Annotated in this window: 20 protein-coding genes; 12 read left to right on the top strand and 8 right to left on the bottom strand. The window is 55.2% G+C overall.

What is annotated here, in order from left to right; all coding sequences use genetic code 11:
- Window positions 1-324: 324 nt before the first annotated feature.
- From HALA3H3_RS15120 to HALA3H3_RS15140, 5 genes are all read left to right on the top strand, one after another.
- A complete protein-coding gene (locus tag HALA3H3_RS15120; protein ID WP_022522429.1) occupies window positions 325-1,974 on the top strand; it encodes an SLC13 family permease in 1,650 nt (549 codons plus the stop codon).
- A 151-nt stretch (window positions 1,975-2,125) separates the two neighbouring features.
- Window positions 2,126-3,274 carry an exonuclease SbcCD subunit D gene (locus HALA3H3_RS15125; RefSeq protein WP_022522430.1) on the top strand — a complete coding sequence of 383 codons (1,149 nt, stop codon included), beginning with the start codon at window positions 2,126-2,128 and terminating at the stop codon, window positions 3,272-3,274.
- Window positions 3,271-6,336: an AAA family ATPase gene (locus HALA3H3_RS15130; RefSeq protein ID WP_022522431.1), complete on the top strand. Its 3,066-nt coding sequence runs from the start codon at window positions 3,271-3,273 to the stop codon at window positions 6,334-6,336. Before HALA3H3_RS15125 ends, HALA3H3_RS15130 begins: the two co-directional genes overlap by 4 nt.
- Before the next feature lie 129 nt (window positions 6,337-6,465).
- Window positions 6,466-7,212: a tellurite resistance TerB family protein gene (locus HALA3H3_RS15135; RefSeq protein ID WP_022522432.1), complete on the top strand. Its 747-nt coding sequence runs from the start codon at window positions 6,466-6,468 to the stop codon at window positions 7,210-7,212.
- Entirely contained in the window at window positions 7,212-7,700 is a 489-nt protein-coding gene (locus HALA3H3_RS15140; protein ID WP_009288337.1) for a phosphatidylglycerophosphatase A family protein, read from the top strand. Before HALA3H3_RS15135 ends, HALA3H3_RS15140 begins: the two co-directional genes overlap by 1 nt.
- Window positions 7,701-7,789: 89 nt before the next feature.
- On the opposite strand, the gene HALA3H3_RS15145 is transcribed toward HALA3H3_RS15140, so the two are convergent.
- From HALA3H3_RS15145 to HALA3H3_RS15170, 6 genes are all read right to left on the bottom strand, one after another.
- Entirely contained in the window at window positions 7,790-9,172 is a 1,383-nt protein-coding gene (locus tag HALA3H3_RS15145) for an NAD-dependent succinate-semialdehyde dehydrogenase (RefSeq protein ID WP_022522433.1), read from the bottom strand.
- Window positions 9,173-9,409: 237 nt separating this feature from the next.
- Window positions 9,410-10,204, bottom strand: coding sequence for an IclR family transcriptional regulator (locus tag HALA3H3_RS15150; RefSeq protein ID WP_022522434.1), 795 nt, complete (start codon window positions 10,202-10,204; stop codon window positions 9,410-9,412).
- Window positions 10,205-10,300: 96 nt separating this feature from the next.
- The gene (locus HALA3H3_RS15155) at window positions 10,301-11,593 is read right to left on the bottom strand and encodes an NAD(P)/FAD-dependent oxidoreductase (RefSeq protein WP_022522435.1); all 1,293 of its coding nucleotides are present in this window, start codon (window positions 11,591-11,593) and stop codon (window positions 10,301-10,303) included.
- Between the two features lie 12 nt (window positions 11,594-11,605).
- A complete protein-coding gene (locus tag HALA3H3_RS15160; protein WP_022522436.1) occupies window positions 11,606-12,334 on the bottom strand; it encodes an amino acid ABC transporter ATP-binding protein in 729 nt (242 codons plus the stop codon).
- Window positions 12,331-12,996 (bottom strand): amino acid ABC transporter permease, encoded by a 666-nt coding sequence (locus HALA3H3_RS15165; protein WP_022522437.1) that lies wholly within the window; start codon window positions 12,994-12,996, stop codon window positions 12,331-12,333. The genes HALA3H3_RS15160 and HALA3H3_RS15165 overlap by 4 nt, the downstream gene beginning before the upstream one ends.
- Before the next feature lie 120 nt (window positions 12,997-13,116).
- Entirely contained in the window at window positions 13,117-13,902 is a 786-nt protein-coding gene (locus HALA3H3_RS15170; protein ID WP_022522438.1) for an ABC transporter substrate-binding protein, read from the bottom strand.
- A 422-nt stretch (window positions 13,903-14,324) separates the two neighbouring features.
- Between HALA3H3_RS15170 and HALA3H3_RS15175 the strand changes: the two genes are divergently transcribed.
- The 4 genes from HALA3H3_RS15175 (at window position 14,325) to HALA3H3_RS15190 (ending at window position 18,663) form a co-directional block, all read left to right on the top strand.
- Entirely contained in the window at window positions 14,325-15,497 is a 1,173-nt protein-coding gene (locus HALA3H3_RS15175) for an iron-containing alcohol dehydrogenase (RefSeq protein ID WP_022522440.1), read from the top strand.
- 63 nt (window positions 15,498-15,560) lie between these two features.
- Window positions 15,561-16,982 (top strand): permease family protein, encoded by a 1,422-nt coding sequence (locus tag HALA3H3_RS15180; protein WP_022522441.1) that lies wholly within the window; start codon window positions 15,561-15,563, stop codon window positions 16,980-16,982.
- A gap of 93 nt (window positions 16,983-17,075) precedes the next feature.
- Entirely contained in the window at window positions 17,076-17,279 is a 204-nt protein-coding gene (locus HALA3H3_RS15185; protein ID WP_022522442.1) for a CBS domain-containing protein, read from the top strand.
- Window positions 17,254-18,663 carry a sigma-54 interaction domain-containing protein gene (locus HALA3H3_RS15190; RefSeq protein WP_022522443.1) on the top strand — a complete coding sequence of 470 codons (1,410 nt, stop codon included), beginning with the start codon at window positions 17,254-17,256 and terminating at the stop codon, window positions 18,661-18,663. Before HALA3H3_RS15185 ends, HALA3H3_RS15190 begins: the two co-directional genes overlap by 26 nt.
- Window positions 18,664-18,680: 17 nt before the next feature.
- On the opposite strand, the gene msrA is transcribed toward HALA3H3_RS15190, so the two are convergent.
- Window positions 18,681-19,304: a peptide-methionine (S)-S-oxide reductase MsrA gene (gene msrA, locus HALA3H3_RS15195; RefSeq protein WP_022522444.1), complete on the bottom strand. Its 624-nt coding sequence runs from the start codon at window positions 19,302-19,304 to the stop codon at window positions 18,681-18,683.
- A gap of 107 nt (window positions 19,305-19,411) precedes the next feature.
- On the bottom strand, window positions 19,412-20,320 hold the full coding sequence (locus HALA3H3_RS15200; RefSeq protein WP_022522445.1) for a LysR family transcriptional regulator: 909 nt from the start codon (window positions 20,318-20,320) through the stop codon (window positions 19,412-19,414).
- 150 nt (window positions 20,321-20,470) lie between these two features.
- Here HALA3H3_RS15200 and HALA3H3_RS15205 point away from each other — a divergent pair, with 150 nt between their 5' ends.
- The 3 genes from HALA3H3_RS15205 to HALA3H3_RS15215 all read left to right on the top strand — a co-directional run bounded on the left by HALA3H3_RS15205 (window position 20,471) and on the right by HALA3H3_RS15215 (window position 24,105).
- Entirely contained in the window at window positions 20,471-21,982 is a 1,512-nt protein-coding gene (locus HALA3H3_RS15205; protein ID WP_022522446.1) for a CoA-acylating methylmalonate-semialdehyde dehydrogenase, read from the top strand.
- Window positions 21,983-22,008: 26 nt separating this feature from the next.
- Window positions 22,009-23,694, top strand: coding sequence for a GMC family oxidoreductase (locus HALA3H3_RS15210; RefSeq protein ID WP_022522447.1), 1,686 nt, complete (start codon window positions 22,009-22,011; stop codon window positions 23,692-23,694).
- Window positions 23,695-23,898: 204 nt separating this feature from the next.
- Complete coding sequence (locus HALA3H3_RS15215; RefSeq protein ID WP_022522448.1) at window positions 23,899-24,105, top strand: cold-shock protein; 207 nt, start codon at window positions 23,899-23,901, stop codon at window positions 24,103-24,105.
- Window positions 24,106-24,459 lie beyond the last annotated feature (354 nt).

Raw genomic sequence — 24,459 nt, forward strand, 5'->3', positions numbered from 1 at the left:
AGCGGCGAGGGCGTTCTGGCTGGGTAAGCGGCATTGTCCAGCGGTCAAGCACGCGGTTCTCCTCAACAGGTATGGGAAAGTCTAGGTTAATAATACCGACAACCTACCTAGTTCGTACGCTTATGTCATCGTTAGCATTTGCGTATAGTTAAACTAAAGTTGTTAGACTTTGGTTGTAATTAATGGCAAATCACTGGACTAATTGCCTATTGCAGTTAATAAAGGGCGCCAAAGGAGGTTCCGTGTCGCCCATCGCGCGGCATATATCGGAATGTTGATCCTCGATTTGTTCTTTTCACTCTGACCGTAAGTGGCGCAAATTGTATGCATAAAACTGCCCTGATGACGGTATGGGATCAGCTATGGCACTCCCACTACCAAGCCAAAAACCTATTGATGTGCGCGCTACCTACGGGCGGGGCCGCCAACGCCGCGGCTTCGAATACCAAGCGTAACCCTTCCCCTCAACCTAAGCCGCCTGCCTACACCACGCCGCAGAAGATTGGCCTGTTGCTTGGCCCGCTGCTGTTCGCTTGTGTGGTGATGTTCTTTCACCCTGAAGACTTAAGCTTTGAAGGGCGCATGGTGCTCGCTACCACTCTGTGGGTGGCCGTATGGTGGATCACCGAAGCTATTCCTATTCCCGCGACCTCGTTGCTACCCATTGTGCTTTTACCGATTACCGGCGCGTTGGATGGTAATACCGTTACGGCCGCCTACGGTAACCCAATAATTTTCCTGTTTCTGGGCGGTTTTATGATCGCGCTGGCAATGGAGCGATGGGATCTTCACAAGCGTATCGCGCTGTCGATTATTGCCGTGTTGGGCACCAGTATTAATAGCATCGTGTTTGGTTTTATGGCCGCGACGGGCTTTTTGTCCATGTGGGTCTCCAACACCGCATCGGTCATGATGATGCTGCCGATCGGTACCGCTATCGTGTATCAGGTGAGCCAAGAGCTGGCGAAAAGTGACGGCGATCACAGTGCTGAAATCGATAAGTTCAGCAAAGCGCTGATTTTTGGTATCGGTTATGGCGGTACCATTGGGGGGCTGGGCACGCTCATTGGAACCCCACCGAATATCATACTCGCCGCAATTGTAAATCAGCTGTTTGGCATCGAGATCTCCTTTGCCGGTTGGCTCATGTTTGCATTTCCCATTGTGTGTGTACTGCTTTTTATCACCTGGCTGCTACTTACGCGGGTGTTTTTCCGCATTGACTTTAGTCACCTACCAGGTGGCCGAGAGCTGATTAACAAAGAAAAAGCGGCGCTGGGTAACACCAGCTTCGAAGAGAAAGCGGTGCTAGTGGTGTTTTTGTTCGCTGCCTTTATGTGGATCACCCGCTCGTTCTTGTGGCAGGGGCAGATCATCAATATCCCCGGCATCAATGACACCATGATCGCGATTGTCGCTGCGCTGCTGCTGTTTTTGATTCCCTCAAAAAACAAAGGTGGCTGCCTGCTGGGTTGGGACGTGGCGAAAGACGTACCCTGGGGCATTCTGCTGTTGTTCGGGGGCGGTTTGGCGATTGCCGCAGGCTTCGGCTCTTCCGGCCTGGCGGAGTGGATCGGTGGGCAAATGAGCGTGCTGGAAGGCGCCAACTTCTTGCTGGTCATCCTGCTGGCGACCGGCATGGTGCTGTTCTTGACCGAAATCACCTCGAATACCGCCACGGCCACCATGATTCTGCCGGTGTTGGCGTCGCTGGCGCTGGCGCTGGATATCCACCCCTTCGTGCTGATGGTGCCCGCCGCCATGGCTGCCAACTGTGCCTTTATGCTACCTGTTGGTACGCCGCCCAACGCCATCATCTTCGCCACTGGCAAACTGAAAATTATCGAGATGGTGCGCACCGGCTTCTGGATCAACATCATCGCCATGCTGCTGATTGTGGCGGCGGTTTACTTCCTACTGCCGGTCATGTGGGGAGTTGATCTCACCAGCTATCCAGACGCCTTCCGTCGCTAGCGCTGGTTGAGCCTAGAACCTTTAGAGAAACGATTAGCCCCGCCATTGAGCGGGGCTTTTTGTCGGTCATTTATGTAGGTGAGGAGTTTTGTGGGTAGATTGAGTATCGGGTTGTTATCATGCCGCTACACTATTTTTTGCTGAGCCTGTTATGCGTCTACTTCACACCGCCGATTGGCACCTGGGGCGGCTGTTCCACAACCTGTCGTTGCTAGATGATCAGCGCTATGTGCTCGACCAGCTTATCGAGATTGTCGACCGGGAAAACGTCGATGCGGTGCTGATTGCGGGCGATATCTACGACCGTTCGGTGCCGCCTGCGGCGGCGGTAACGCTGCTGGATGAGGTGCTCCACGCGCTCTGCGAGGAGCGCAAGCTGCCGGTGATCATGATTTCAGGTAACCACGATGGTGCTGAGCGGCTTCGTTTCGGCGCGCGCCACCTGCGTCAGGCCGGTCTGCATATTCTTTCCGACTTAGTTGATTTTGACACACCTGTAACGCTGACGATTAAGGGCGCTGAGATGGATGTGTTCGGCATTCCCTACGCCGACCCCGAACATGTTCGCAGCCAGTTTAACGTGGAGGTGCGCGATTTTGACGGCTCCCACCGCTATTTGGTTGAGCGCATCGAAGAGCAGCGTCACCCGACACGCCCGTGCATATTGATGAGCCACTGCTTTGTGGATGGCGGCAGCGCCTCGGACTCTGAACGCCCGCTGACCCTGGGCGGTGCCGAAAGCGTCGCCTGGGAGCCTATGCAAGGCTTTGACTATGTGGCGCTTGGCCACCTTCACGGCCCCCAGTACCGCGGCGGCGAGCATATTCGTTACAGCGGCTCGCTGCTCAAATATAGCTTTTCCGAAGCCAGCCAGCGTAAAGGCGTGACGCTGGTGGATCTTGATGCGAGCGGCGTCACCAAGATCGAGCAGATACCCCTTATTCCCAGTCGTGAAGTTCGTGTATTAGAGGGCGAGATCGATGCGTTGATTGCCCAGGGGCGAACGGATGCCAATGCCGACGACTATCTGCTGGTGCGGTTAACCGACCGCCACGCCATTCTCGACCCCATGGGCAAGTTGCGTGAGGTATATCCCAATGTGCTGCATCTCGAGAAGCCCGGCATGCTGGATGCCCGGGGTAATCAGCAGCTTGACCGTGAGCGGCTGAAGTTCAGCGCACTGGATATGTTCAGTGACTTTTTCGCCCAAACCAGCGGTGAGCCCATGACCGACCAACAAACTGAGGCGATAAGCGAACTGATAGGCGAGCTTAGTCGTGACGAAGAGGCTCAGGGATGACACCGTTAATCCTCACCATGCAAGCGTTTGGGCCCTTTGCGGGCAGTGAGACCATCGACTTCACCGCGCTGGGAAGAAGCCCACTGTTCCTGATTAATGGCCCTACCGGCGCCGGTAAAAGCTCGATTCTTGATGCCATCTGTTTTGCGCTTTACGGCCAAACCACGGGCAATGAACGCGATCCGGCGCAGATGCGTTGCGACCAGGCTGACGCTTCGCTGCTAACGGAAGTGACGCTGGATTTTCGTCTGCGCGGTGTGGATTACCGGGTTCGCCGCGTGCCCCAGCAGGAGCGTCCCAAGGCGCGAGGCGAAGGCACGACTACCCATAATGCTGAAGCCCAGCTGTGGCGATTAAAGGCAGATGGCGATGTAGAGACTTGCCTGGTAGCGCGCAAAGTTAACGATGCCACCGCGGAGCTGCAAACCCTGATCGGCCTGGATGCCAACCAGTTTCGTCAGGTGATGGTGCTACCCCAGGGCAAGTTTCGTGAACTGCTGCTGGCAGGCTCCAAAGAGCGCGAAGTAATTTTTTCCCAGCTGTTTCAAACCCAGATTTTTCAGCGAATCGAAGAGCGTCTGCGCACCCAGGCCAACCAAATCGAGCGGGCAGTGAGTGATCATCGCCAGCATATCAGCGGCATCCTCGCTGGGGGTGAGCTTGAGAGCGAAGACGCGTTAGCGCAAGAGCTTGAAGAGCTAACACCCCAGGTAGATCAAGCGCGGCAACGTTTTGAAACCGCGCAGCAGCAGCGCCGTAGCGCCGAAAAGCAGCGCGATGAGGCGTTGGCGCTGCAGCGTCAATTTGAGGCCCGCGATCGGCTGGCGGCGGATAAAGCCCGTCATCTTGAGCAGCACACACAGATAGAAAGCACTAAGGAGCGCTTAGCGCAAAGCACCCACGCCCAGGCGCTGCGCCCACAGAGAGCTGCCTTAGACCAAGCGCAGCAGACGCTGATCACCGCCCAGGCCGATCAGCGACAGGCGCAAGCCGCATTAGCCACTCAACGTAGTAACGCCGAACAGGCGCAGCAGGCGTTAGAAGTGGCACGCCAGCTTCAGGCAGAGCTCCCCGCGCTCCGGGAGCGCCACCGCCAATTGGGCGAATTTATTCATAAAAGCCAGCAGTTAAGCGAGTTGCAGGCGCTTTTTCAAACGGCGCAGGACTCCTGGCAACAAGCCGATAGTGCGCTCAAGCGTGATGAGGCGCAGCTAGATAACATTCGCCAGCAGGGCGAAGCGATTAGCGTTAACCTGGAACGCTTACAGACAGAGTTTCAGCAACTGGCCAGTGCCCCCGCTGAGCTCAGCCGACATAACGACCTGCTGACCCAGCGCCAAGAGCTGGATGAACTCACCCGGCAAGCGCATGAGTTAACCAGGCAACAGCAGCAGGCGACGGAGACACTCAACCGCCAGCAAAGCGAAGCAGAACGAGCGCAACGCCACGCCACTGAGCAGGAGATGCGCTGGCACCAGGGGCAGGCCGCGCTGTTAGCGCTCACCCTTGAACAGGATGTCCCTTGCCCGGTGTGCGGCAGCCTGGAGCATCCAGCCCCAGCGGTTAACAGTGCCGACGTGGTTAGCCAAGCGCAGGTTGAAGAAGCCAGGGCGGCGCAAGAGCAGGCTCGTCAAGCACAACAGAGCGCCGAGCGTCACCACCACCAGCTCACTCAGCAGATTAACTACAATACAGAGCAGGCCCAGCGGCTTACCCAACAGCTGGGCGAGTGGGCTAGCCAACCGCTGGCTGAGCTGCAAACTGCCTGCGAAGGCTTGCGCCGCCAAGTGCAGCGCCGGGAAAGCGTTGAACGTGAGATTAGCCAGCAAACCGTTGCTCGCGAAGCGCTGCGCCGCGAGTGGGGCGCGCTGGATAAGCAGCTTAAAACCCAACGGCCCGCGGTGGAGAAGGCAAAAGAGGACGCGTTGCGCCTAGAGAGTCAGCGCGATCAACTGAGCCAATCGCTGCCGGAAGATGCCCGCGACCCTGAGGCAATGCGCCGAACCCTCACTGAGCTTGAACACCAGATCGCACAGCTCGAAAAAGCCTGGGAGAGCGCCCAGCAGATGCTCTCGACCAGCCAAACCCAACTGGCGCGGGCGGAAGAGCAGCTACGCGGTGCGAACGAGCGAATCGAACGTAGCGAGCAGACGCTTCAGCAGGTGCAAGCTGAGTGGCAAGCCGCCCTGCAGGCCAGCCCCTTTGAAGATGAAGCAGCGTTTCAGGCTGCGCAGTTGGATGATACCCAGCGGCAAGAGTTGACTCGCCAAGTAGAGGCGTACCAACGCCGCCTGGCTGAGCTTGAAGGCGCGCTGGAGAACTACCAAACTCAGCTTGCGGAAAAAACGCCGCCGAATATGGCCGCGTTGACCAGCCTAACCGAGGCGGCCCAGGTCGAAGAGAACACCCAGCTAGAGGCGTGGCGGGGGCTGGATGGGAGGCTGACCACGCTGCGCGGTATTCGTCAAAAGCTTGCGACTGCCCACAGGGCGCAGGCAGAGCTCGAAGCCCAGTATCAGCTGTGGGGCACGCTCAGCGAGGTCGCTAATGGTCGTACGGGGCACCGTATTAGCCTGCAGCGCTTTGTGCTGGGTGTGCTGCTGGATGACGTATTGATTCAAGCTTCGGAGCGTTTGGTGCGCATGAGCCGCGGGCGTTATCAGTTGGTGCGTCGGGAAGATCCCTCCAAAGGTAACAGAGCGTCGGGTCTGGAGCTTGATGTGGCCGACACCTACACCGGCAAGAACCGTTCGGTAGCGACACTCTCCGGCGGGGAGTCTTTTATGGCCGCGCTCTCGCTGGCGCTAGGGCTCTCGGATGTAGTGCAGGCTTACGCTGGCGGTATTCAACTGGATACGCTATTCATTGATGAGGGGTTTGGCAGCCTGGATCAGGATGCGCTGGATCAAGCGATTGCCATGCTCAGCGAACTGCAAATGGGCGGGCGCATGATTGGAGTGATCTCCCATGTCAGCGAACTCAAAGAGCAAATGCCAGTTCGTATAGACGTAAGTGCCAGCCGCCACGGGAGCACGGTGGAAGTAAAGGGCGTACTTCTCTAACGCCGCATGGCCGAGTGCAAGCAGTTTTCTTACAAGGCCTGGTTCATGCTGGGTTCATATAGAATGTTTTATAAAGTAAATGAATCGTCAAACGAGCCCTAAAGATACTATCTACTTAGGAGTACAAGGATGAACGCAAGCAAAATTTTACAGCAGCTGATGCAGCAAGCCGGCGGAAGCCAGAAGGGCGGCAGTAGCAGTGGTGTCGATGTTAAAGGCATGCTGAGCGGGCTTTCTAAGCAGCTAGGCGGTGGCAGTAGCAGCGGTCAAGGTGGCGGCTCCTCCAGTAGCTTTGATATGAAAAGCCTGCTTGGTGGCGGTGCCATGGGTTTACTGGTGGGTTCCAAACGTGGCCGTAGTATGGGAGGCAAAGCACTAAAATACGGCGCCATTGCTGGGGTGGGCGTGCTGGCATGGAAAGCGTGGCAGAGTTCTCAGGCGGCGAAAAATGGCAATGCGCAGCAAAATACGACCCAGAATGCGACAGAGGGCGAGCGGGTAGAAGCGCTTAGTGGCGAGTACCAAGAGCGTCGCAGCCTGGAACTGCTGCAGGCGATGATTATGGCCGCCCGGGCCGATGGCCATATTGATGAGCAGGAGCAGGCGCTGATTACTGAACAGATTGACGCCCTAGGTGCTGATCAAGAGATGCATAACTGGGTGGAGCAGCAGCTAAAAGCACCGCTGGATGCCCAGGCACTGGCCCGCGAAGCGGACTCCCCTCAAGCGGCCCGTGAAATGTACCTGATCAGCGTGGCCGTGACCGATGATCAAAACCCCATGGAGCGTGCCTGGCTTGATCAGTTGGGCAATGCACTTAACTTACCCAAAGAGATGACTGACGAACTTGAGCGTCAAGCGCAGCAGGCGGGTTAATGCTGGATACGGTTAATTTTTGGCTAGCTACCGGCTTTGGCCTGGGGCTAGCGCCGATGGCGCCGGGTACCTTCGGCTCGCTGCTGGGCATCCCCCTGGCGTGGTGGCTGTTAAGCCGCCCGCTAGGTCAACAAGGCGCTATCATGGCAGCTCTGCTGCTACTTGCGATACCGGTTTGCCACATCGCCGCCTGGCACTATGACGGTTTGGATCATGGCAGCATCGTCGCTGATGAGTACTTTGCGTTCCCGCTGGCGGTCATCGGGTTGCAAGCTGCGCGTCACCCGCTGGTTATGGCGTTGGCATTCGTTGTCTACCGCTTTTTCGATGCGCTGAAGCCGCCGCCGATTCATCTGGCAGAGTATGTTCATGGCGGTTTTGGCATTGTTTTGGATGATGTTATCGCGGCGTTGGTGACCTGGGTGGTGATTGCTATTGGGCTCAAGCTTTGGCAGCGTCGAACCTCTGGGCAACAGTTAAACTCGTAATAGAACACGCAACGAAAAAAGCGCCGCTAGCTTAATAAAAAGCTAGCGGCGCTCTATCTTATCGCTCATGATTTTGAGCGCTTACAGGCTTACTCTTGAACGACAATCACCGACTTGGCATTGACGAACTCGTGCATGCCGAAACCGCCGTGTTCGCGACCGTAACCGGAGTTTTTAACGCCACCGAAAGGCATTTCCGGTGTCGCAACACCAAAGCCATTGATAAACACCATGCCGGTATCAAAGTACTTGCTGGCAAGCTCGGTAGCGCGTTTCACATCTTTAGAGATGATTCCGCCGCCCAGGCCGTAACGGCTATCGTTGGCAATGCGCATGGCATCTTCGTCGTCTTTGGCACGAATCAGCGCAGCGACAGGGCCAAATAGCTCATCGTCGTAAGCGGGCTGGCCGGGGGTGACGTAGTCCAGCACGGTGACTGGGTAAAACGCGCCCTTACCGGATGGCTTTTCGCCACCGCAGAGAATTTTCGCGCCTTTGCGCACGCTCTCTTCCACTTGGTCGTGGAGATCATCGCGCAGATCCACGCGAGCCATGGGGCCCAGATCGCTGTCTTCTTGGGTCGGGTCACCCGCTTTAAGCGACTGCATGCGTTCTACATAGCGCTTTTTAAACGTCTCGTAGTTCTTTTCAGTGACCACAAAACGCTTGGCTGCAACGCAGGTTTGACCGCCGTTGTAGACACGCCCCTGGACGCAGGTATTGATGGCGACATCCATATCGGCGTCATCGAGCACCAGGTAGGCGTCGTTAGAGCCCAGCTCAAGCACGGTCTTTTTAAGATGCTCAGCCGCTTTACCGGCGACTTTGCGGCCTGCGCCATCGCTACCCGTTAGCGTTACGCCACGTACCGCAGAATGAGCAATCACCTCATCAGAAACATCGTGAGAGATCACCAGCGTACGGAAGACGTTTTCCGGAAGACCCGCTTCGCGGTAGATTTTTTCCAACAGCAAGCCGCTACCGGTCACGTTTTCAGCGTGTTTTAGTAGCACGCCGTTACCCGCCATGATATTGGCGATGGAGTAACGTACAACCTGATACGCGGGGAAGTTCCAGGGCTGAATGCCGTAGATCACACCCATCGGTGAGTAGGTCACGAAACCGCGTTTACCATTGCCAGGCTGACGCTCTTCGTCGGCTAGCTTTTTGGGGCCATGTTCAGCGGTGTAATCACAGATGCCGGTGCAAAGATCGACTTCCTGGCGGGCCTGAGAAGGCAGTTTACCCATCTCATTGACCATCAGGTCGGCAAGCTCTTCTTTATGCTTTTGCAGCGCTTGGCCAATGGCTTTGACCGTTTTAGCGCGGCTTTCCAGCGATTCTAGGCGCCAATCGAGAAACGCCTCGTAGCAGGCGTCCACTATCTGCTTGGCTTCCGCGCTGCTCATTAGCGTATAGGATTCGAGGGTTTCACCATTGGTGGGATTAATCGTCTTGATACTGTTGCTCATAAGATCTCCTATCTATAGATCAACGTTGGGTCAAAGCGTCCAGCTCCAGGACGCTTAATCGACCGGTCTACTTTTGTTGCACAGCAACCCTAGTACAAAATGAGTGCCTCTGCATAATGAAGCCTTCACTGTCCGGCAGTGACACGATCAATCAGTTCCTTTAATTGCTCAAAGAATTTGTGTGAGCCTGTTTGTGTTGTTCCGATGTGCAATAAAAACTCGGTTTAATCACTACCATCAGCTACGCATGCGAGCGGCTTTGGTAATGGCGCGGGCGCACTCCATTAATAAAGGCGCGAGCTGTTCCAGGGCTCGCTCAAGGGTCCAGCGGCTGCTGGGCGTGGTGATGTGTACGGCAGCCACCGGTAAACCCGCGGCGTTGCGGATTGGCGCGGCAATATTGATATCGCCGAGAAAGTATTCGGCGTCGTTCCAGGCGACCCCGCGTAAGCGGCATTCACGGATCAGCTCGCTAAGGGTGTCGATATTAGTAATCGTGTTGGGCGTATGGGCCTTTAGCTCACAGGCGGTTAAATAGTCGTGGACCTGGGTGTCGTCCAGCGCCGATAAAAATGCTCTACCGGAGGCGGAGCAGTACATTGGCACGCTGCTGCCCACCGGCATATGAATGGGGATGTAGTGGCGGCTGGTAAAACGGGCCATGTAGATCATATCGAGCCCGCAGGGCTCGGTAAGCGACACGGTTTCCAGGCAGCTGTTGCTCAGTTCCGAGAGGTAGGGGTTGGCGCAATCGACCAGTAAGTCGGCTTCCAAATAGTTGGCGGAGAGCGTCATCAGGCGGATGCCGAGCCGGTATTTGCGGCTGGCGGGCGCTTTGACCAGATAGCCGAGCTGTTCGAGCGTATGGGTGATGCGTTGCACCGAGCCCATGCTTAACCCTGAAAACTTGGCGATTTCCGAGAGGCTGAGCTCGCTGTGCTGAGCATCAAACAGCTCAAGCAGGTCAAACGCTTTCGCAAGCGATTGATTGAACTGCGGCGAGCGTGGTTCGTTGGCATTGGCGTGCTTCATGCTTTTATAGAATTCCTTACGTGTTCCCCTTGGGTATGAGGCCGCAAGGGGAGCGTATCAACATCTTCTGTGTTGGTGTGGAAGCGTCTGGGCGGTTTAGCGCTCCAGCCAGTCTCTGGCCCGATAGTAATTGACCACCGTTTCAACATACAGCCTTTGTAGGCCGTGCAGGGGAATCGGCTTGATGGGAGTTAGCGGAAAAGGTAGGGCTTCCTCCAGGGAATGTTCACCTAGGTGCTCTCCCAGTAATTTACCCAGATGGCTGCCCATGGCCACGCCACGGCCGTTATAGCCCAGCGCCACGGTGAGCCCTGGCTGGGGTTCGTGTAGGTGGGGAAGCGAGTCCTTAGTGATGGCGATGCGGCCTGCCCAGCGAAAGGCGATCTCTACGTCCTTTAGCTGGGGGTAGAGTTTGATGATGGCGTTTTCTAGGTGCCGAAAGTCGTTGGGCTTACGTGGGTCGTTGAAGGAGCCTCGACCGCCCATCAGCAGGCGGCCGTCCCGATCGCGGCGAAAATAGAGCAGCAGCTTGCGGGCATCTGACGCCACTTCGCCACCGGGCAGAATATGATTGCCTTCCTCTGCCGTAAGGGGGCGGGTGGCGATCTGATAGCTATTGGCGGCGATTAGGCTGCTGGCGAGTTTAGGTTGCAGATTGTCACTGTAGCCGTTGGTGCAGAGCAGAACCCGCTCTGCCTGAATTTCCGCACCGCCTTCCGACATGACGCGCCAACGACCTTCGGCACGGGTAAGAGAGCTTACGCGAGTGTGTTCATGCAGCGTTGCTCCACTATCGTGCGCTGCCTGTGCCAGCCCGCGGGCGTAGGCGAGCGGATTCAACCCGCCAGCCCTGGGGTCTACCCAGCCGCCAAGATACTCTGAAGTGCCGAGACGCTCGGCGCACTGCTGCTGATCTAGCCAGGCGATGTTTACGCCGCGCGTTTGCCATTGGCGAGCACGGTATTCAATCGCTTTCAGGCTGGCATGGGTAACCGCGGGTTGAATCCAGCCGCGCTGCTGGGCGTCGCAATCAATGTTGTGCTGCTTTATAAGGTCAAACACCACATCGGCATTGCGGGCAGAGAGCTCTATCATGCGTTGGCCGCGCTCTTCGCCATAGCGTGTGATGAGTTCATCTGGGTCGTATTTGAGGCCGGGAATGACTTGGCCGCCGTTACGGCCTGACGCGCCCCAGCCGATGCTCTCGGCTTCCAGTAAGGCGGTGCTTATGCCGCGTTTGGCGAGTGCCAGGGCGGCGGAAAGGCCGGTAAATCCGCCGCCGATAATCACCACATCGCTGCGCTGGGCGCCCTGCAGCGCTGGGTAGTCTCTGCCCGCGGGGGCTGTGTCAGCCCACAGGGAAGGGGGCATATGAGATGGTTTTGCCATCCTTGGTCTCCGCTAATGGTTTAGCACGCGGCGCAGAAAATCCTGGGTGCGCTCGTGGGAAGGCTGGGTAAGCAGCGTGTGGGCGTCGCCGGATTCGACAATCTGCCCGCCATACAAAAAGCAAACGCGGTCGGCGACTTCCTTGGCAAAGCCCATTTCATGGGTGACGACCACCATGGTCATGCCTTCGTTGGCCAGGTCACGCATGACGGTTAACACATCGCCCACCAGTTCGGGGTCGAGGGCGGAGGTGGGTTCATCGAACAGAATGGCTTCCGGTTGCATGGCCAGGGCGCGGGCAATGGCGACACGCTGCTGTTGGCCGCCGGATAGCTGCTGTGGATAGGCTTCGACTTTGTCGCCTAGCCCGACTTTCTCCAACAGCGCGATGGCGTTGGCGTGGGCGGTTTCACGGGGTTCGTTTTTGACGAAGATCGGCCCTTCCATCACGTTTTCGACCACCGTGCGGTGAGGGAATAGGTTGAAGCGCTGGAAGACCATGCCGACTTGAGTACGCAGGTCGTTAATATCTTTGCTGACCACATCGACCTGGCGGTCATTGATCGTAATGCTGCCCTGATCATAGGACTCCAGGCCGTTGATACAGCGAAGGACGGTCGACTTGCCAGAGCCTGAGGGGCCTATCAGACACACCACTTCACCCTTGGCGACCGTTAGGCTGACCCCTTTGAGCACTTCTACGTCGCCAAAGGATTTATGAATAGCGTTGATATTGATCATGATTTGCCTCCTTTCGCTGACTTGCCGAAATAGCGCTCTAGGCGGTTAACGCCAAAAATCAGCGGTAGACTAAGGCAGAGATAGAGCAGGGCAACGAGGGTATAGACTGTGGTGTTCTGAAAGGTGGAGGCGGCGATTAGCTGCCCGGCCCTGGTCATTTCGGCCACGGTGATGGTGGAGGCGAGTGATGAGTCTTTCAGAATCATGACGGCCGTATTGCCGTAGGGAGGTAGCGCAATACGAATCGCCTGGGGCAGTACGACACGACGCATAATGAGTTTGCTTTTCATGCCGATGGATCTGGCGGCTTCGATCTGGCCCGCTTCAATCGCTTCTATACCGGCGCGGAAATTTTCCGCTTGGTAGGCGCTATAGGCGACGCCGAGGCCGATAATACTTGCCTGAAAGGCGCTAAGTTGTATGCCGAGTTCGGGGAGTACGAAGTAGATATAAAACAGTTGAACAATAATCGGTAGGCCGCGCACCACATTGATGAAGGTGCCTGCCGTGAGCGACAGCGCACGCACGGGCGAGAGCTTCATCAGGGCTAAGAGCAGGCCGAGCAGGGTGCTTAGCAGTAGGGCGCCAATGGTGATCTGCACCGTAATCAGAGCACCTTTTAATAGAATAGGTAGAAAGGCGGTGATGTCCGAAAACTCCATGGGAAGCCTTTATTTTGCATGCACTTCTTCAACTACCCCCGAAGGGGCAGTGAAGCGGTGCTGGGGTGATCATTAGCAGGCTGATTCGTTAATGCTGCCGGTGGGTTACCTGGCGGTGGCTTATAAGCCCCACTCTTCGAAGATGGCATCGAGGGTGCCATTCTCTTTCAGGCCAGCAAGTGAAGTGTTTACTTGTTCCAGCAGCTCGGTGTTTTCCTGGTCAACCGCAAAGCCAATATGGCCAACCATTTGTTGCTCGTAGTTGTCGGCTAGCTGAAGTTCAGGAAAGCGGTCTTGGCTGAGGTGATAACCCATGATGGGTGCGTCACCGACACCCGCCACAATGCGACCTAACGAGATGTCGCGCATCATGTCCGCCAGGGAATCGTAATTTCGGATTTCGGGAAAAATGCCCATGCTGTTGAGTTGTTCGACATAGGTGGTGCCTACCTGGGCGCCAATCACTTCGCCTGAGAGGTCTTCCAGTGTGTTGATCTCGCCATCGTAGTCCTGACGGGTAACGACGTCTTCACCGTAGGGATAGACATCATCGCTGAACGCGACCTGTTTTGCGCGCTCTTCGGTCTTCAGCATCGCGGCGGAAATGATGTCGATATGCCCAGCGGTCAGCGAGGGTATCAATGCGTTGAACTGGGACTCCTGAATAGTGACCTCATAGCCCATATCTTCGCCCAGTGCATTGACCAGATCCACCATCGCGCCGGTGATTTCATTGGTTTGCACGTCCAGGAACGTAAACGGAATCCCGCTTGGTGTTCCGCCTGCTTTTAGCACTTCCTGTGCGTTTGCCGTGGCACCAAGCGATAAGGCTGCGCCCAGTACTGCTGGTAATAGCATCGCTTTTTTAAAGTGAAGAAGAGGTTGGCTGTCAGATTTAGGTTTCATTGGGTCACCATCGAGAGTGTTGGGAATTGTTATTTACGCCTTGTTAAAAACTTTTCGGTAACGTCACTTCAGAGCCTAGGTGACTTTTTATTTATCGGCAAGAGTTATTATTTATCGCATTTCGATAAAATAAGGATGATGCATGTTTTAAGCACGTACCTTCTAGGCTCTTGGCCAACGCACTAATGTGTTGATGAATAAAATCATCAAAATGTATGTTTCCGATGATTTTTTGGTTCGCTTATGTATGCCACTTATTTATGCAAAGTTGTATGTTAAGTATTTTTACTTAAAAATCAGTTGCTTGATTGTTTTTTTAGGTTGGCACGGCGTTTGCTATGTAACAAGTAGCCAGCATGCATACCTCTATGGAGCGATGGCGCTGGTACAACAACCAATAAAACGCTAATAGGAAACGCCAAATGCAGTTAAGTAGCCTTAATCGAGTAAGTAGCTTTAAAAGTGCCGGGAAGTTGATTACCGGCCATGGGGCTGCACAGCAGTTGCAGTCATACGTCCAAACGCTGGGAATGAAGTGCCCCTTGCTTGTTACCGACAGCGGTGTGGTGGCTTCAGGCACGCTGGAGATAATCACCGAGCAGCTAATGGCGCTAAATGTGACCTATGAGGTGTTTGATCAAGTAACGCCCGAGCCGGAAGTGGAAATTGTTGAAATCTGCACCCGTGCTTTTATTGCTGGCCAGTACGATAGCGTCATCGCTATTGGCGGTGGCAGTGCTATGGATATCGCTAAGTGTGTGGCGGTTTATGCGCGTTATGAGGGGCCACTTGAGGGGTTGTTTGGCGAGAATAAAGTCGCCCGGCGTGAGGTTCCTTTAATTGCTATGCCGACTACTGCGGGTACGGGCTCTGAAGTCACTAATATTGCGATTTTGTCGGATAAAGCCCAGCAAATGAAGAAAGGCATAGTAAGCGATTGCTTACTACCTGATGTAGCCATTGTCGCTCCTGAGCTGACGCTAAGCTGCCCGCGCTCTGTGACGGCGGCTAGCGGTGTGGACGCACTGGTGCATGCGGTGGAAGCCTACCTTTCAAACTTTGCCACGCCCATTACCGATGCGTTGGCGGTGAAAGCAATGAACCTGATTGTGCACGCGCTGCCCAAGGCGTTTGCCAATCCTAACCATCTGCAGGCCCGCGAGGATATGGCCACCGGCAGCCTGTTGGCGGGGCTGGCGTTTGGTAATGCGGGTGTAGGCGCGGTGCATGCTTTGGCGTATCCATTAGGTGGGCGTTACCACTTAGCCCATGGTGTCACCAATGCGCTCTTGCTTCCCTTCGTCATGGAGTGGAACAAGTTGGCTTGCGTTGAGCGCTTTCGGGGTATTGCGGTGGCGTTCGACGAGCCAGTAACGGGCCTTTCCGATGATGCGGTGGCGGATCTGGTTATCAAGCGCTTACACAAACTGTGCGCTGATGTGGAGATCCCTTCTGGTCTGCGTTCGTTTGATATTCCTGAGTCTGCCATTCCGGCATTAGCTGCTGAGGCGATCAACGTTGAGCGCTTGTTGCGCAATAACCCACGGGTATTAACTCAGGCGGATATTGAGGCGATTTATCACGCCGCTTATTAACGTTTAATAACAACAAAGCATCTATCTAAAAATACTAACAATTTTAAAACAGGAGTCCATGCCATGAATGCCTGGAAGCATCGCGTTGACGGTGAAGAGAGCCCGTATACCCCGCTAGGGCCATTTAAACTACGCCTGCCTTTTTATCACTACCGTTTTGAACTGCCCGACTACTTGCAAGGGCTATTAATGTGTGCGGTGGATCTTGCTGCGATCCCACTAATGATGCAGCTGTTAGGAATGCCGTTTGAAGCGGCGTTGGCTATTGTGATTTTAAATGGCTTGCTCTATTTGATGCATCACTTGCTGGGTGACCCGGTTATTCCTGGTTGGATTACCCCTGCGATCCCTTTGTTGATGGCTTATGTGGCGACCTTTCCAGAGGGGGTAGACAGAGTTCATGCGCTGATTGCCTTCCAGATGATGCTGGGGGCGCTAGCTCTGGGGCTGGGGGTAACCGGCATGGCCAGTAAAGTGGTGCGGCTCATACCATCTGCTATTAAAGCGGGGGTCATTATGGGCGCTGGGTTGGCGGCTATTGTCGTGGTGTTTGATGAGGGCGGTCGCTTTGAGCAGTACCCGTTCACCATTGCGATTGCTGTGGGTGTTGCGTTTTACCTGATTTTCTCTCGCCATTTTAACAAGCTGAAATCAAAGGGTGGCTTGTGGGGCGCCATAGGCAAGCTGGGTATTTTCCCAATCATCGTACTGGCAATTGTGGTGGCTCCGCTGTTTGGTGAAGCTCCGTGGCCGAATGTGGAGTGGGGTTTTAGCCAGCCTGATTTTGCGTTGATGTTTAGCGAATACACGGTGTTTGGCGTTGGCTTACCGCCGCTGGCGATGTTTTTGACCGCACTACCCACCGTTATCGCCGCTTACATTGTGCTGTTTGGCGATGTGCTACAAAGCAAGGCGTTGCTGGAAGAGGCCGATGAGAAGCGTCAGGACGAAAAAATCGACTATAACCCTAATCGCGCACACATGATTTTTGGTGGGCGTAACTTCGGGATGAGTATCTTTGGCCCCGATGTGGTGATGTGTGGCCCGCTGTGGGCTGCGATGCATGTGGTAACGGTGGAGCGTTACAAGCAGGGTAAAGCGGCGATGAACTCTATCTTTGGTGGCTCTGGCTCGTTTCGCTGGGGAACAAATACGGGATTATTATTGTTGCCGATCGTGAGTCTGGTGCAGCCGATTCTAGGGATTGCACTGGCGCTGACGCTGTTGATTCAGGGCTACGTGAGTGTGCGTATTGGCATTATGGAGGCGCGCAGCCAGCGGGACTTGGGTATCGCGGGCATTATTGCCGCCATGCTAGTTATTAAAGGTGCTACTTGGGCTTTTGCGGTAGGTATCTTGCTTTGCGCGTTAATTTACGGCAAACGCTTCTTCTCAGGCGAGGTGGATAAAACCTTCGTGAAAGATTGGGATGAGACATTGCTACCAGAGACTGATCCTGAACCGGAGGTGCCTTTGCGCAAATAACAGACTCTGCCTTTATAGTGACTTAAAAGCTATTGGATTTAGAACCAGTGTCCACCGTGAAAGCGGTGGGCGCGGTCTATCAGGGGAGCTGTTATGCAACGTATCGAAGAGTGCCTTGCGTTGGAAGCCGCGCTGCCGTTATTTGATTTGCACGGCACTGATGCGGTTGAGGTGTTTGATACCCACGGTCAGGTGATTGGGGTATTAACTCGCACAGATATTGAAAAGGCCACAGCGCGACGCGGCGCTAGGCCAGTTGGTAGGCGAGTGTATGCGCTACCGCGTAACAGGCATTAAACCTCAGACGGAGGCTGAAAGGGTTGATGCGTCTGGCTTTGACCAAGAGCCATTACGTTCTTTTCTGGATGCCTTGCATGACGGTGTTTATATCACCGATGCCAATGGTATTACGGTGACGATCAATAAAGCCTACGAACGTATCACCGGCATTTCGCGAGCTGAGGTAGTGGGCTTTCATATGGCTGACTTGGTGAAGGCGGGGTTTATTTCTAAGTCAGCCTCGTTGGAAGTTATCCGGGAACGTCGCCCGATTACGCTGGTGCAGACTATTCATGGCAGTCGCAAGATCGTTGTGACCGGGACGCCTATGTTCAGTGCCGATGGCTCCATTGCCTACGTGGTTACCAGTGTGCGTGACATTACCGAGCTGTTGCTGGCGAAACATGCTCAGGAGCAGCTGGAGCAGATCCAGCGCATTCGTGAGGCGTATAAAGTACCTGAGATAAAGTCACTGAGTGCGCCAGGGGTGATCACCAGCCAACAAACGGAACCCTGTTTTGCGCTTGCTAAGCGAGTGGCAAAATCAACCGCGAAGATCCTGATTCAAGGGGAAACGGGTACGGGTAAAACGCTGTTGGCGCGCTATATCCACCAGCAAAGTGACCGTATGGAGGGGCCGTTTTTGGAGCTTAACTGTGCGGCATTTCCGGAAGGGTTGCTGGAAGCAGAACTGTTTGGTTATGCACCCGGGGCGTTTACCGGGGCTACGCCAAGAGGTAAGCAGGGGCTACTGGATGTGGCCCATGGTGGCACGCTGTTTCTGGATGAAATCGGTGATCTTCCTCTCGCGTTGCAGGTGAAGCTACTCAAAGTGGTGGAAGAGAATCGCTATTTGCCAGTAGGCGGGACAGCTTTTCGTCATACCAACGTGCGCCTGATTACCGCGACCCATCAGTATTTAAATGACCACGTTAAGAAAGGGAGCTTTCGTGAGGATCTATTTTATCGCATAAGTGTGGTGCCGCTATGGTTACCGCCTTTGCGGCAACGTCGCGATGAGGTAATCCCCTTACTGAACTATTATCTAGACCACTTCAATCAGTTACACGATGTTAATAGGCGCTGGAATCCCGAGGCGTTGGAACTACTTTCGAACTACTCATGGCCTGGCAATATCCGCGAGCTGATCAATTTGACCGAGCGCTTAGCCGTCACGGCGGTAGGGGACGAGATCACTACCACTACGCTGCCGCATGAGATATTTCCCGCTCTGCCCCTTAGTTTAGAGCCCGTGAGTGGTGATCTGCGACAGCAGGTTAAGCGGTTTGAGCAGCAACTCATTCAACAAGCGCTTGCCAAGCATGGCACGACTCGCGCAGCGGCCGCTGTGCTGGGAATCGATCAGTCGACGTTGGTGAAAAAGCAGCGGCGCTGGCGTTAGTTCATATTGTGCATCTGCTACTCAAATGTAGGCCCACCGGCTTCTTCGCCCCACACTTCTTCCAAGCGGCCGTCGCGACCACAGCTGTAGCGGTAGAACTTATAACGCACAGGGTTCTTTTGATAATAGTTCTGGTGGTACTCCTCAGCAGGCCAGAACTTGGTGGCTGGTACTATCTGGGTGGCGATCTCCCGGTCGAAGCGTGCTTCCATTTCGGCTTTGGACGCTTCGGCCAGTTCACGCTGGGCTTCGTCATGATAGAAGATCGCCGAGCGGTATTGATCGCCTACATCACAGAACTGACGGTCGACCGCAAAGGGGTCGACGTTGCGCCAGAAGATTTCTAATAGCTGCTCGTAACTGATCTGTTCGGAGTCGTATTCGATTTGCACGACTTCAGCATGGCCAGTACCGCCCTGGGAGATTTCTTCGTAGGTGGGGTTCTCTAGCTCGCCGCCGATATAGCCGGAAATGGTGGAAGTGACGCCGGGTTGGTTATCGTACGGCGGTTCCATACACCAGAAGCAGCCACCGGCAAAAGTCGCTTCTGCACTGCTCTGAGCTTGAAGCGAAGGGCTGGCTAGGCCAGCGGCCGCCAATACGCCAAGCGTAAATGGACGAAGAGGGGACAGACGGATCATTGCAAGCACTCCAGTAGCAGGGCGAGTTACTGTTCATTATGAAGTTGATTAGTCGCTTGGTGTTCCCTTTCCTTACAGCCCCTTTGTCACAACCCTTTTTTTATGACTTAGCCTAGACGATGGGGCCATACCTCATCCAGCGTACTTAGCGCAGCGTTAACGGTCGATTCGTTGGTGCTTTCATGACGCCAGATAAAGCTTAACGCGCAGGGCAGGCGAATATTCTCTGCCACTGCCAAGCCGCTCTCCTGGCGTTCGGTCATCGCCAGGGCGTCCCGGGCTAGGCTTAAGCCAACGCCTGCGCGCACCAGGTCAAGCATGCAGGCCTCCTGATCCACCTGGGCCACCCGATTGGGAACTGCGCCGCTCGGTGCCAACGCCTGTTTTAACAGCCGGTGGTGGGCGGAATCCTGTGGCGTAACAATCCAGGGCAGCGTGGCTAAGTGCTCCCAACGAGTATCAATGAGTCGATTTTCCCAGCCTGCTGGGGCAATCACGTGATAATCAAAATGGGTTAGCTCACGCCAAGCAAGCGTCTCATGGCCTTTTCCAGGGCCTTGAGCGGGTGGCGCCAGGTAAAACCCAACGTCTAAGTCGCCTTGTTCAATGCGATTAAGCACGCTGCCGCTCATCCCATGGTGAAGTTCGGTTTCTAACTGCGGTGCACGGGCCATCAAGCGGCTCAAAAAGGCGCCTAGACGGAGAAATTCGGGGTCGACAATGGTGCCAATTGAGAGCTTGCCGCGCAGCGTGCTGTGTAATGTCCCGGCGGTTTGCTCAAACGACAGGGCGCTGGCCAGCGCCTTTTCAGCGGCAGGCAGCAGTGCATGGCCGTCGGGCGTCAGAGCAAGGCCTTGAGGACGGCGGCTAAACAGCGTGAGGCCTAAATTCGACTGCAGTTGCTTCAACTTTAGGCTAATGGCCGGCTGAGTCAGGTGCAGCTGTTCTGCGGCGCGTGACACGCTGCCTGTTCGTGCAACGGCCACGAAGGCGCGCAGGGTGGCGTACTCTTGCATGATTAGCCTCAAATACTCGTCGTGATATTAGTAAAGCTTATAACTGGCTTTTAAATAACTCAATTGATCCGTTCACTAGGCCCAGTAGGCTAGGCTGAAAGTAAGCTTTTTGCACACGCTTTAAACATGCGTTCTTAACTAGGTACTCCCATGACAACAACAGCGATTCAGCACTTTATTAATGGTCAGGTCACCGCGGGTGAGTCTGCTCAATCCCAGGACGTCTTTAACCCTGCCACTGGCCGAGTTACCGGTCGTGTGTCGCTCGCTTCCCCGGCGGACGTCAATACGGCGGTAGAGGCCGCACAAGCCGCTTTTCCTGCCTGGGCCGATACCCCTCCGATCCGCCGCGCCCGGGTGATGTTCAAGTTTTTAGAGCTGTTAAACGCTCATAAAGATGAGCTAGCCGAAGCAATTACCAAAGAGCACGGCAAGGTGTTCACCGACGCCCAGGGTGAAGTGGCCCGTGGTATCGATATTGTTGAATTTGCCTGTGGTATCCCGCAGTTGTTAAAGGGTGACTACACCGAGCAGGTGAGTACCGGGATCGATAACTGGACGATGCGCCAGCCGCTGGGCGTCGTTGCAGGTATAACGCCATTTAATTTCCCTGCCATGGTGCCGATGTGGATGTTCCCGCTGGCAATTGCGGCGGGTAATACATTTATTTTGAAACCAAGCCCGCTCGATCCCAGTGCTTCGCTGCTGATGGCTGACTTGCTTAAGCAAGCTGGCCTGCCCGACGGCGTGTTTAACGTTGTGCAGGGTGATAAAGACTCTGTGGAAGCGCTGATCGACCATCCGCATGTTAAGGCGCTGTCGTTTGTAGGCTCAACGCCAATTGCCAACCTGATCTACGAGCGCGGCGCGCGCAACGGCAAGCGCATTCAAGCCTTGGGCGGGGCCAAAAACCATATGGTAGTGATGCCGGATGCACATTTGGATAAAGCCGTCGACGCACTGATTGGCGCCGCCTATGGCTCCGCCGGCGAGCGCTGCATGGCGATTAGCGTGGCGGTGTTGGTAGGTGATGTGGCGGATAAAATCGTGCCAGCATTGGCTGAGCAGGCTAAAGCGCTGAAAGTAAAAGATGGTATGCAGCTGGATGCGGAAATGGGCCCCATTGTGACTCGTCAAGCCCACCAGCGGATTACTGGGTATATCGAAAAAGGCGTGGCTGAAGGTGCTGAACTGGTGGTTGATGGACGCAACTTTAATGCTTCATCGGCAGGCGAGGACTGCGCCGACGGGTTCTGGATGGGCGGCACGCTTTTTGACAATGTCACTCCCGAGATGACGATCTATAAAGAAGAAATTTTTGGCCCGGTGCTGGTTTGCGTGCGGGTGCCGGATATCGCCACTGCAATCCAGTTGATTAACGACCATGAGTTTGGCAACGGCGTTAGCTGCTTTACCGAAAGCGGTACGGTGGCGCGGGAGTTTGGCCGCCGTATTCAGGTCGGCATGGTGGGTATCAATGTGCCCATTCCGGTACCTATGGCATGGCACGGCTTTGGTGGCTGGAAGCGCTCGCTGTTTGGTGACACCCACGCCTATGGGGAAGAAGGCGTGCGTTTCTACACCAAGCAGAAATCGATTATGCAGCGTTGGTCGGATTCGATTGATGCCGGGGCTGAATTTGTAATGCCCACGGCGAAGTAGCGACTAAACGTTACCGGAGCCAACCAATGTCAGAATCTACCCATAACAATATCGACCATATCAGTTACTTCGACTATATCGTGATCGGCGCAGGCACCGCGGGGTGCCTGATGGCTAATCGTTTGAGTGCCAATCCCAATAATAAGGTACTGCTGATAGAGGCGGGCGGTCGCGATAACTACCACTGGATTCATATTCCGGTGGGCTACCTCTACTGCATTAATAATCCACGTACCGACTGGCTGTTTCGCACCGAGCCCGATAAAGGCCTCAACGGCCGTTCGCTGATCTACCCGCGGGGGAAAACCCTGGGCGGCTGCTCTAGCATCAACGGCATGATCTATATGCGCGGCCAAGCGCGTGACTACGACCACTGGGCGGAAGTCACCGGCGACGATGCCTGGCGCTGGGAGAACTGCCTACCCGACTTTATCAAACATGAAGACCACTACCGTCTGGACGAGGGCGGAGATGCAGACGCCCAGCACCGGGATTTTCACGGCCACGGTGGGGAGTGGAGGATCGAAAAGCAGCGCCTCAAGTGGCAGGTGCTGGATGATTTCGCCGAAGCTGCCGTGCAGGCGGGCATCCCGCGTACCGACGATTTTAACCGTGGCTCTAACGAAGGCGTGGCCTACTTTGAGGTCAATCAGCGCTCGGGCTGGCGCTGGAATACCGCCAAAGCGTTTTTGCGCCCCGCGCTTAAGCGCAAAAACCTCACACTATGGCACTCCACTCAAGTCAATCGGCTGCTGTTCGAAAAAAGTGCCAACATGCTGCGATGCACAGGGGTGGAGGTGGAGCGTGAGGGCAGCCCGCTTCGCGTCATGGCGAACAGGGAAGTAGTGCTCTGCGCAGGCGCGATTGGTACGCCGCATCTGCTGCAGCTTTCCGGTGTGGGGCCCGCAGAGTCGTTGCGTAAGCATGGCGTTGAGGTAGTGCATGAGCTGCCGGGCGTCGGCGAGAACTTGCAGGATCACCTGCAGATTCGTTCGATATATCGGATTACTAATGGCAAAACCCTCAATGCCATAGCCAGCACGCTGTGGGGTAAAGCGGGAATTGGCCTTGAGTACCTGTTTAAGCGCTCTGGGCCGATGAGCATGGCACCTTCGCAGCTGGGGGCTTTTACCCGCAGCACAAAGGATCAGCCGCACCCCAATATTGAGTACCACGTGCAGCCGTTAAGCCTGGAAGCCTTTGGTCAGCCGCTGCATCCCTACCCAGCGATTACCGCCAGCGTATGCAATTTGAACCCTACCAGCCGGGGCACCGTGCGACTTAAAAGCAGCGACCCGCGCCAGGCACCGGCGATTTCTCCCAATTACTTGAGCACCCCTGAAGATCGCAAAGTGGCGGCGGATTCTCTGCGGGTGACGAGGCGTATCGCCGAGCAGCCTGCGTTTGCCAAATACGCGCCGGAAGAGGTGAAACCCGGCGTCGAGTATCAAAGCGACGATGAGTTAGCCCGGCTGGCTGGTGATATCGGCACGACTATTTTCCACCCGGTGGGCACCGCACGTATGGGCCAGGAAGATGATGCGATGGCAGTGGTCGATGCACGGCTGAGAGTGCGCGGTATTAGCGGGCTAAGAGTGGCTGACGCCAGCGTTATGCCGACCATCACCAGTGGCAACACCAATTCTCCGACGCTGATGATTGCCGAGAAGGCCGCCGGTTGGATACTGGCTAAGAGGCGTGAGGTTTACTAGCGACAAAATCTACTAAGCAGCGTTTTATGGGGGTGTTGACGCAGGAGGGTGGTTGAGCGCAGAATAGTTACAGTTGGTTAGCAAGTCGAACGTTGTCAGCAGTATAGAAGCGCCTCTAGCGTTAAATCTGGTGAAAGTCTCTTGTTATACCCACTGTAACTCGGGTATTTCCCGGTTTAATTAGCAACATCGAGGATTTCGATCATGGCAACTGGTACCGTTAAGTGGTTCAACGACACTAAAGGTTTCGGCTTCATTTCTCCTGACGACAATGGCGACGATCTGTTCGCGCATTTCTCAGAAATTCAGGCAGAAGGCTTCAAATCCCTGCAAGACGGCCAGAAGGTTTCCTTCGACGTCACACAGGGTAAAAAAGGCCTTCAGGCTTCTAACATCAAAGTAGAAGGTTAATTCCTTTACTAAGGTGTTAACAATCACCGCCTAGCGTTGATTGACCAGAAAACCCCGCCGAGCGCGGGGTTTTTTGTAGTGCGCCAGGCATGGCGCGCAGCGCCTTGACCGGCGCTGTTCCTGGGGGTGGTGCTTCAGGATGACTTGGGGGTGAAAGTCCCCTGCACGCCCTGCAAGGGGAAGTGCTAGCCGACGGCAAGGGTGTCCCTCGCGAGGGGGAATCTGAAGGCAGCCCGAGGCAAAACGCTGGCCTGACGAACAGGAAGCGGATACGAGGCGTCATGGCGGGGTAAGGTGGCTACACTCACCAAAGCCCGATACTTGCACGGAACGCCATGATGTAAATCCGACAGG

Origin of the sequence: Halomonas sp. A3H3 (assembly GCF_000982975.1) — a bacterium.
Taxonomy (GTDB): domain Bacteria; phylum Pseudomonadota; class Gammaproteobacteria; order Pseudomonadales; family Halomonadaceae; genus Vreelandella; species Vreelandella titanicae.

Bases quoted from the DNA above. Each gene is read 5' to 3' on its own strand.
- HALA3H3_RS15120 (WP_022522429.1), top strand. From the start codon at position 325: ATGCATAAAACTGCCCTGATGACGGTATGGGATCAGCTATGGCACTCC.
- HALA3H3_RS15125 (WP_022522430.1), top strand. From the start codon at position 2,126: ATGCGTCTACTTCACACCGCCGATTGGCACCTGGGGCGGCTGTTCCAC.
- HALA3H3_RS15130 (WP_022522431.1), top strand. From the start codon at position 3,271: ATGACACCGTTAATCCTCACCATGCAAGCGTTTGGGCCCTTTGCGGGC.
- HALA3H3_RS15135 (WP_022522432.1), top strand. From the start codon at position 6,466: ATGAACGCAAGCAAAATTTTACAGCAGCTGATGCAGCAAGCCGGCGGA.
- HALA3H3_RS15140 (WP_009288337.1), top strand. From the start codon at position 7,212: ATGCTGGATACGGTTAATTTTTGGCTAGCTACCGGCTTTGGCCTGGGG.
- HALA3H3_RS15145 (WP_022522433.1), bottom strand. From the start codon at position 9,172: ATGAGCAACAGTATCAAGACGATTAATCCCACCAATGGTGAAACCCTC.
- HALA3H3_RS15150 (WP_022522434.1), bottom strand. From the start codon at position 10,204: ATGAAGCACGCCAATGCCAACGAACCACGCTCGCCGCAGTTCAATCAA.
- HALA3H3_RS15155 (WP_022522435.1), bottom strand. From the start codon at position 11,593: ATGGCAAAACCATCTCATATGCCCCCTTCCCTGTGGGCTGACACAGCC.
- HALA3H3_RS15160 (WP_022522436.1), bottom strand. From the start codon at position 12,334: ATGATCAATATCAACGCTATTCATAAATCCTTTGGCGACGTAGAAGTG.
- HALA3H3_RS15165 (WP_022522437.1), bottom strand. From the start codon at position 12,996: ATGGAGTTTTCGGACATCACCGCCTTTCTACCTATTCTATTAAAAGGT.
- HALA3H3_RS15170 (WP_022522438.1), bottom strand. From the start codon at position 13,902: ATGAAACCTAAATCTGACAGCCAACCTCTTCTTCACTTTAAAAAAGCG.
- HALA3H3_RS15175 (WP_022522440.1), top strand. From the start codon at position 14,325: ATGCAGTTAAGTAGCCTTAATCGAGTAAGTAGCTTTAAAAGTGCCGGG.
- HALA3H3_RS15180 (WP_022522441.1), top strand. From the start codon at position 15,561: ATGAATGCCTGGAAGCATCGCGTTGACGGTGAAGAGAGCCCGTATACC.
- HALA3H3_RS15185 (WP_022522442.1), top strand. From the start codon at position 17,076: ATGCAACGTATCGAAGAGTGCCTTGCGTTGGAAGCCGCGCTGCCGTTA.
- HALA3H3_RS15190 (WP_022522443.1), top strand. From the start codon at position 17,254: ATGCGCTACCGCGTAACAGGCATTAAACCTCAGACGGAGGCTGAAAGG.
- msrA (WP_022522444.1), bottom strand. From the start codon at position 19,304: ATGATCCGTCTGTCCCCTCTTCGTCCATTTACGCTTGGCGTATTGGCG.
- HALA3H3_RS15200 (WP_022522445.1), bottom strand. From the start codon at position 20,320: ATGCAAGAGTACGCCACCCTGCGCGCCTTCGTGGCCGTTGCACGAACA.
- HALA3H3_RS15205 (WP_022522446.1), top strand. From the start codon at position 20,471: ATGACAACAACAGCGATTCAGCACTTTATTAATGGTCAGGTCACCGCG.
- HALA3H3_RS15210 (WP_022522447.1), top strand. From the start codon at position 22,009: ATGTCAGAATCTACCCATAACAATATCGACCATATCAGTTACTTCGAC.
- HALA3H3_RS15215 (WP_022522448.1), top strand. From the start codon at position 23,899: ATGGCAACTGGTACCGTTAAGTGGTTCAACGACACTAAAGGTTTCGGC.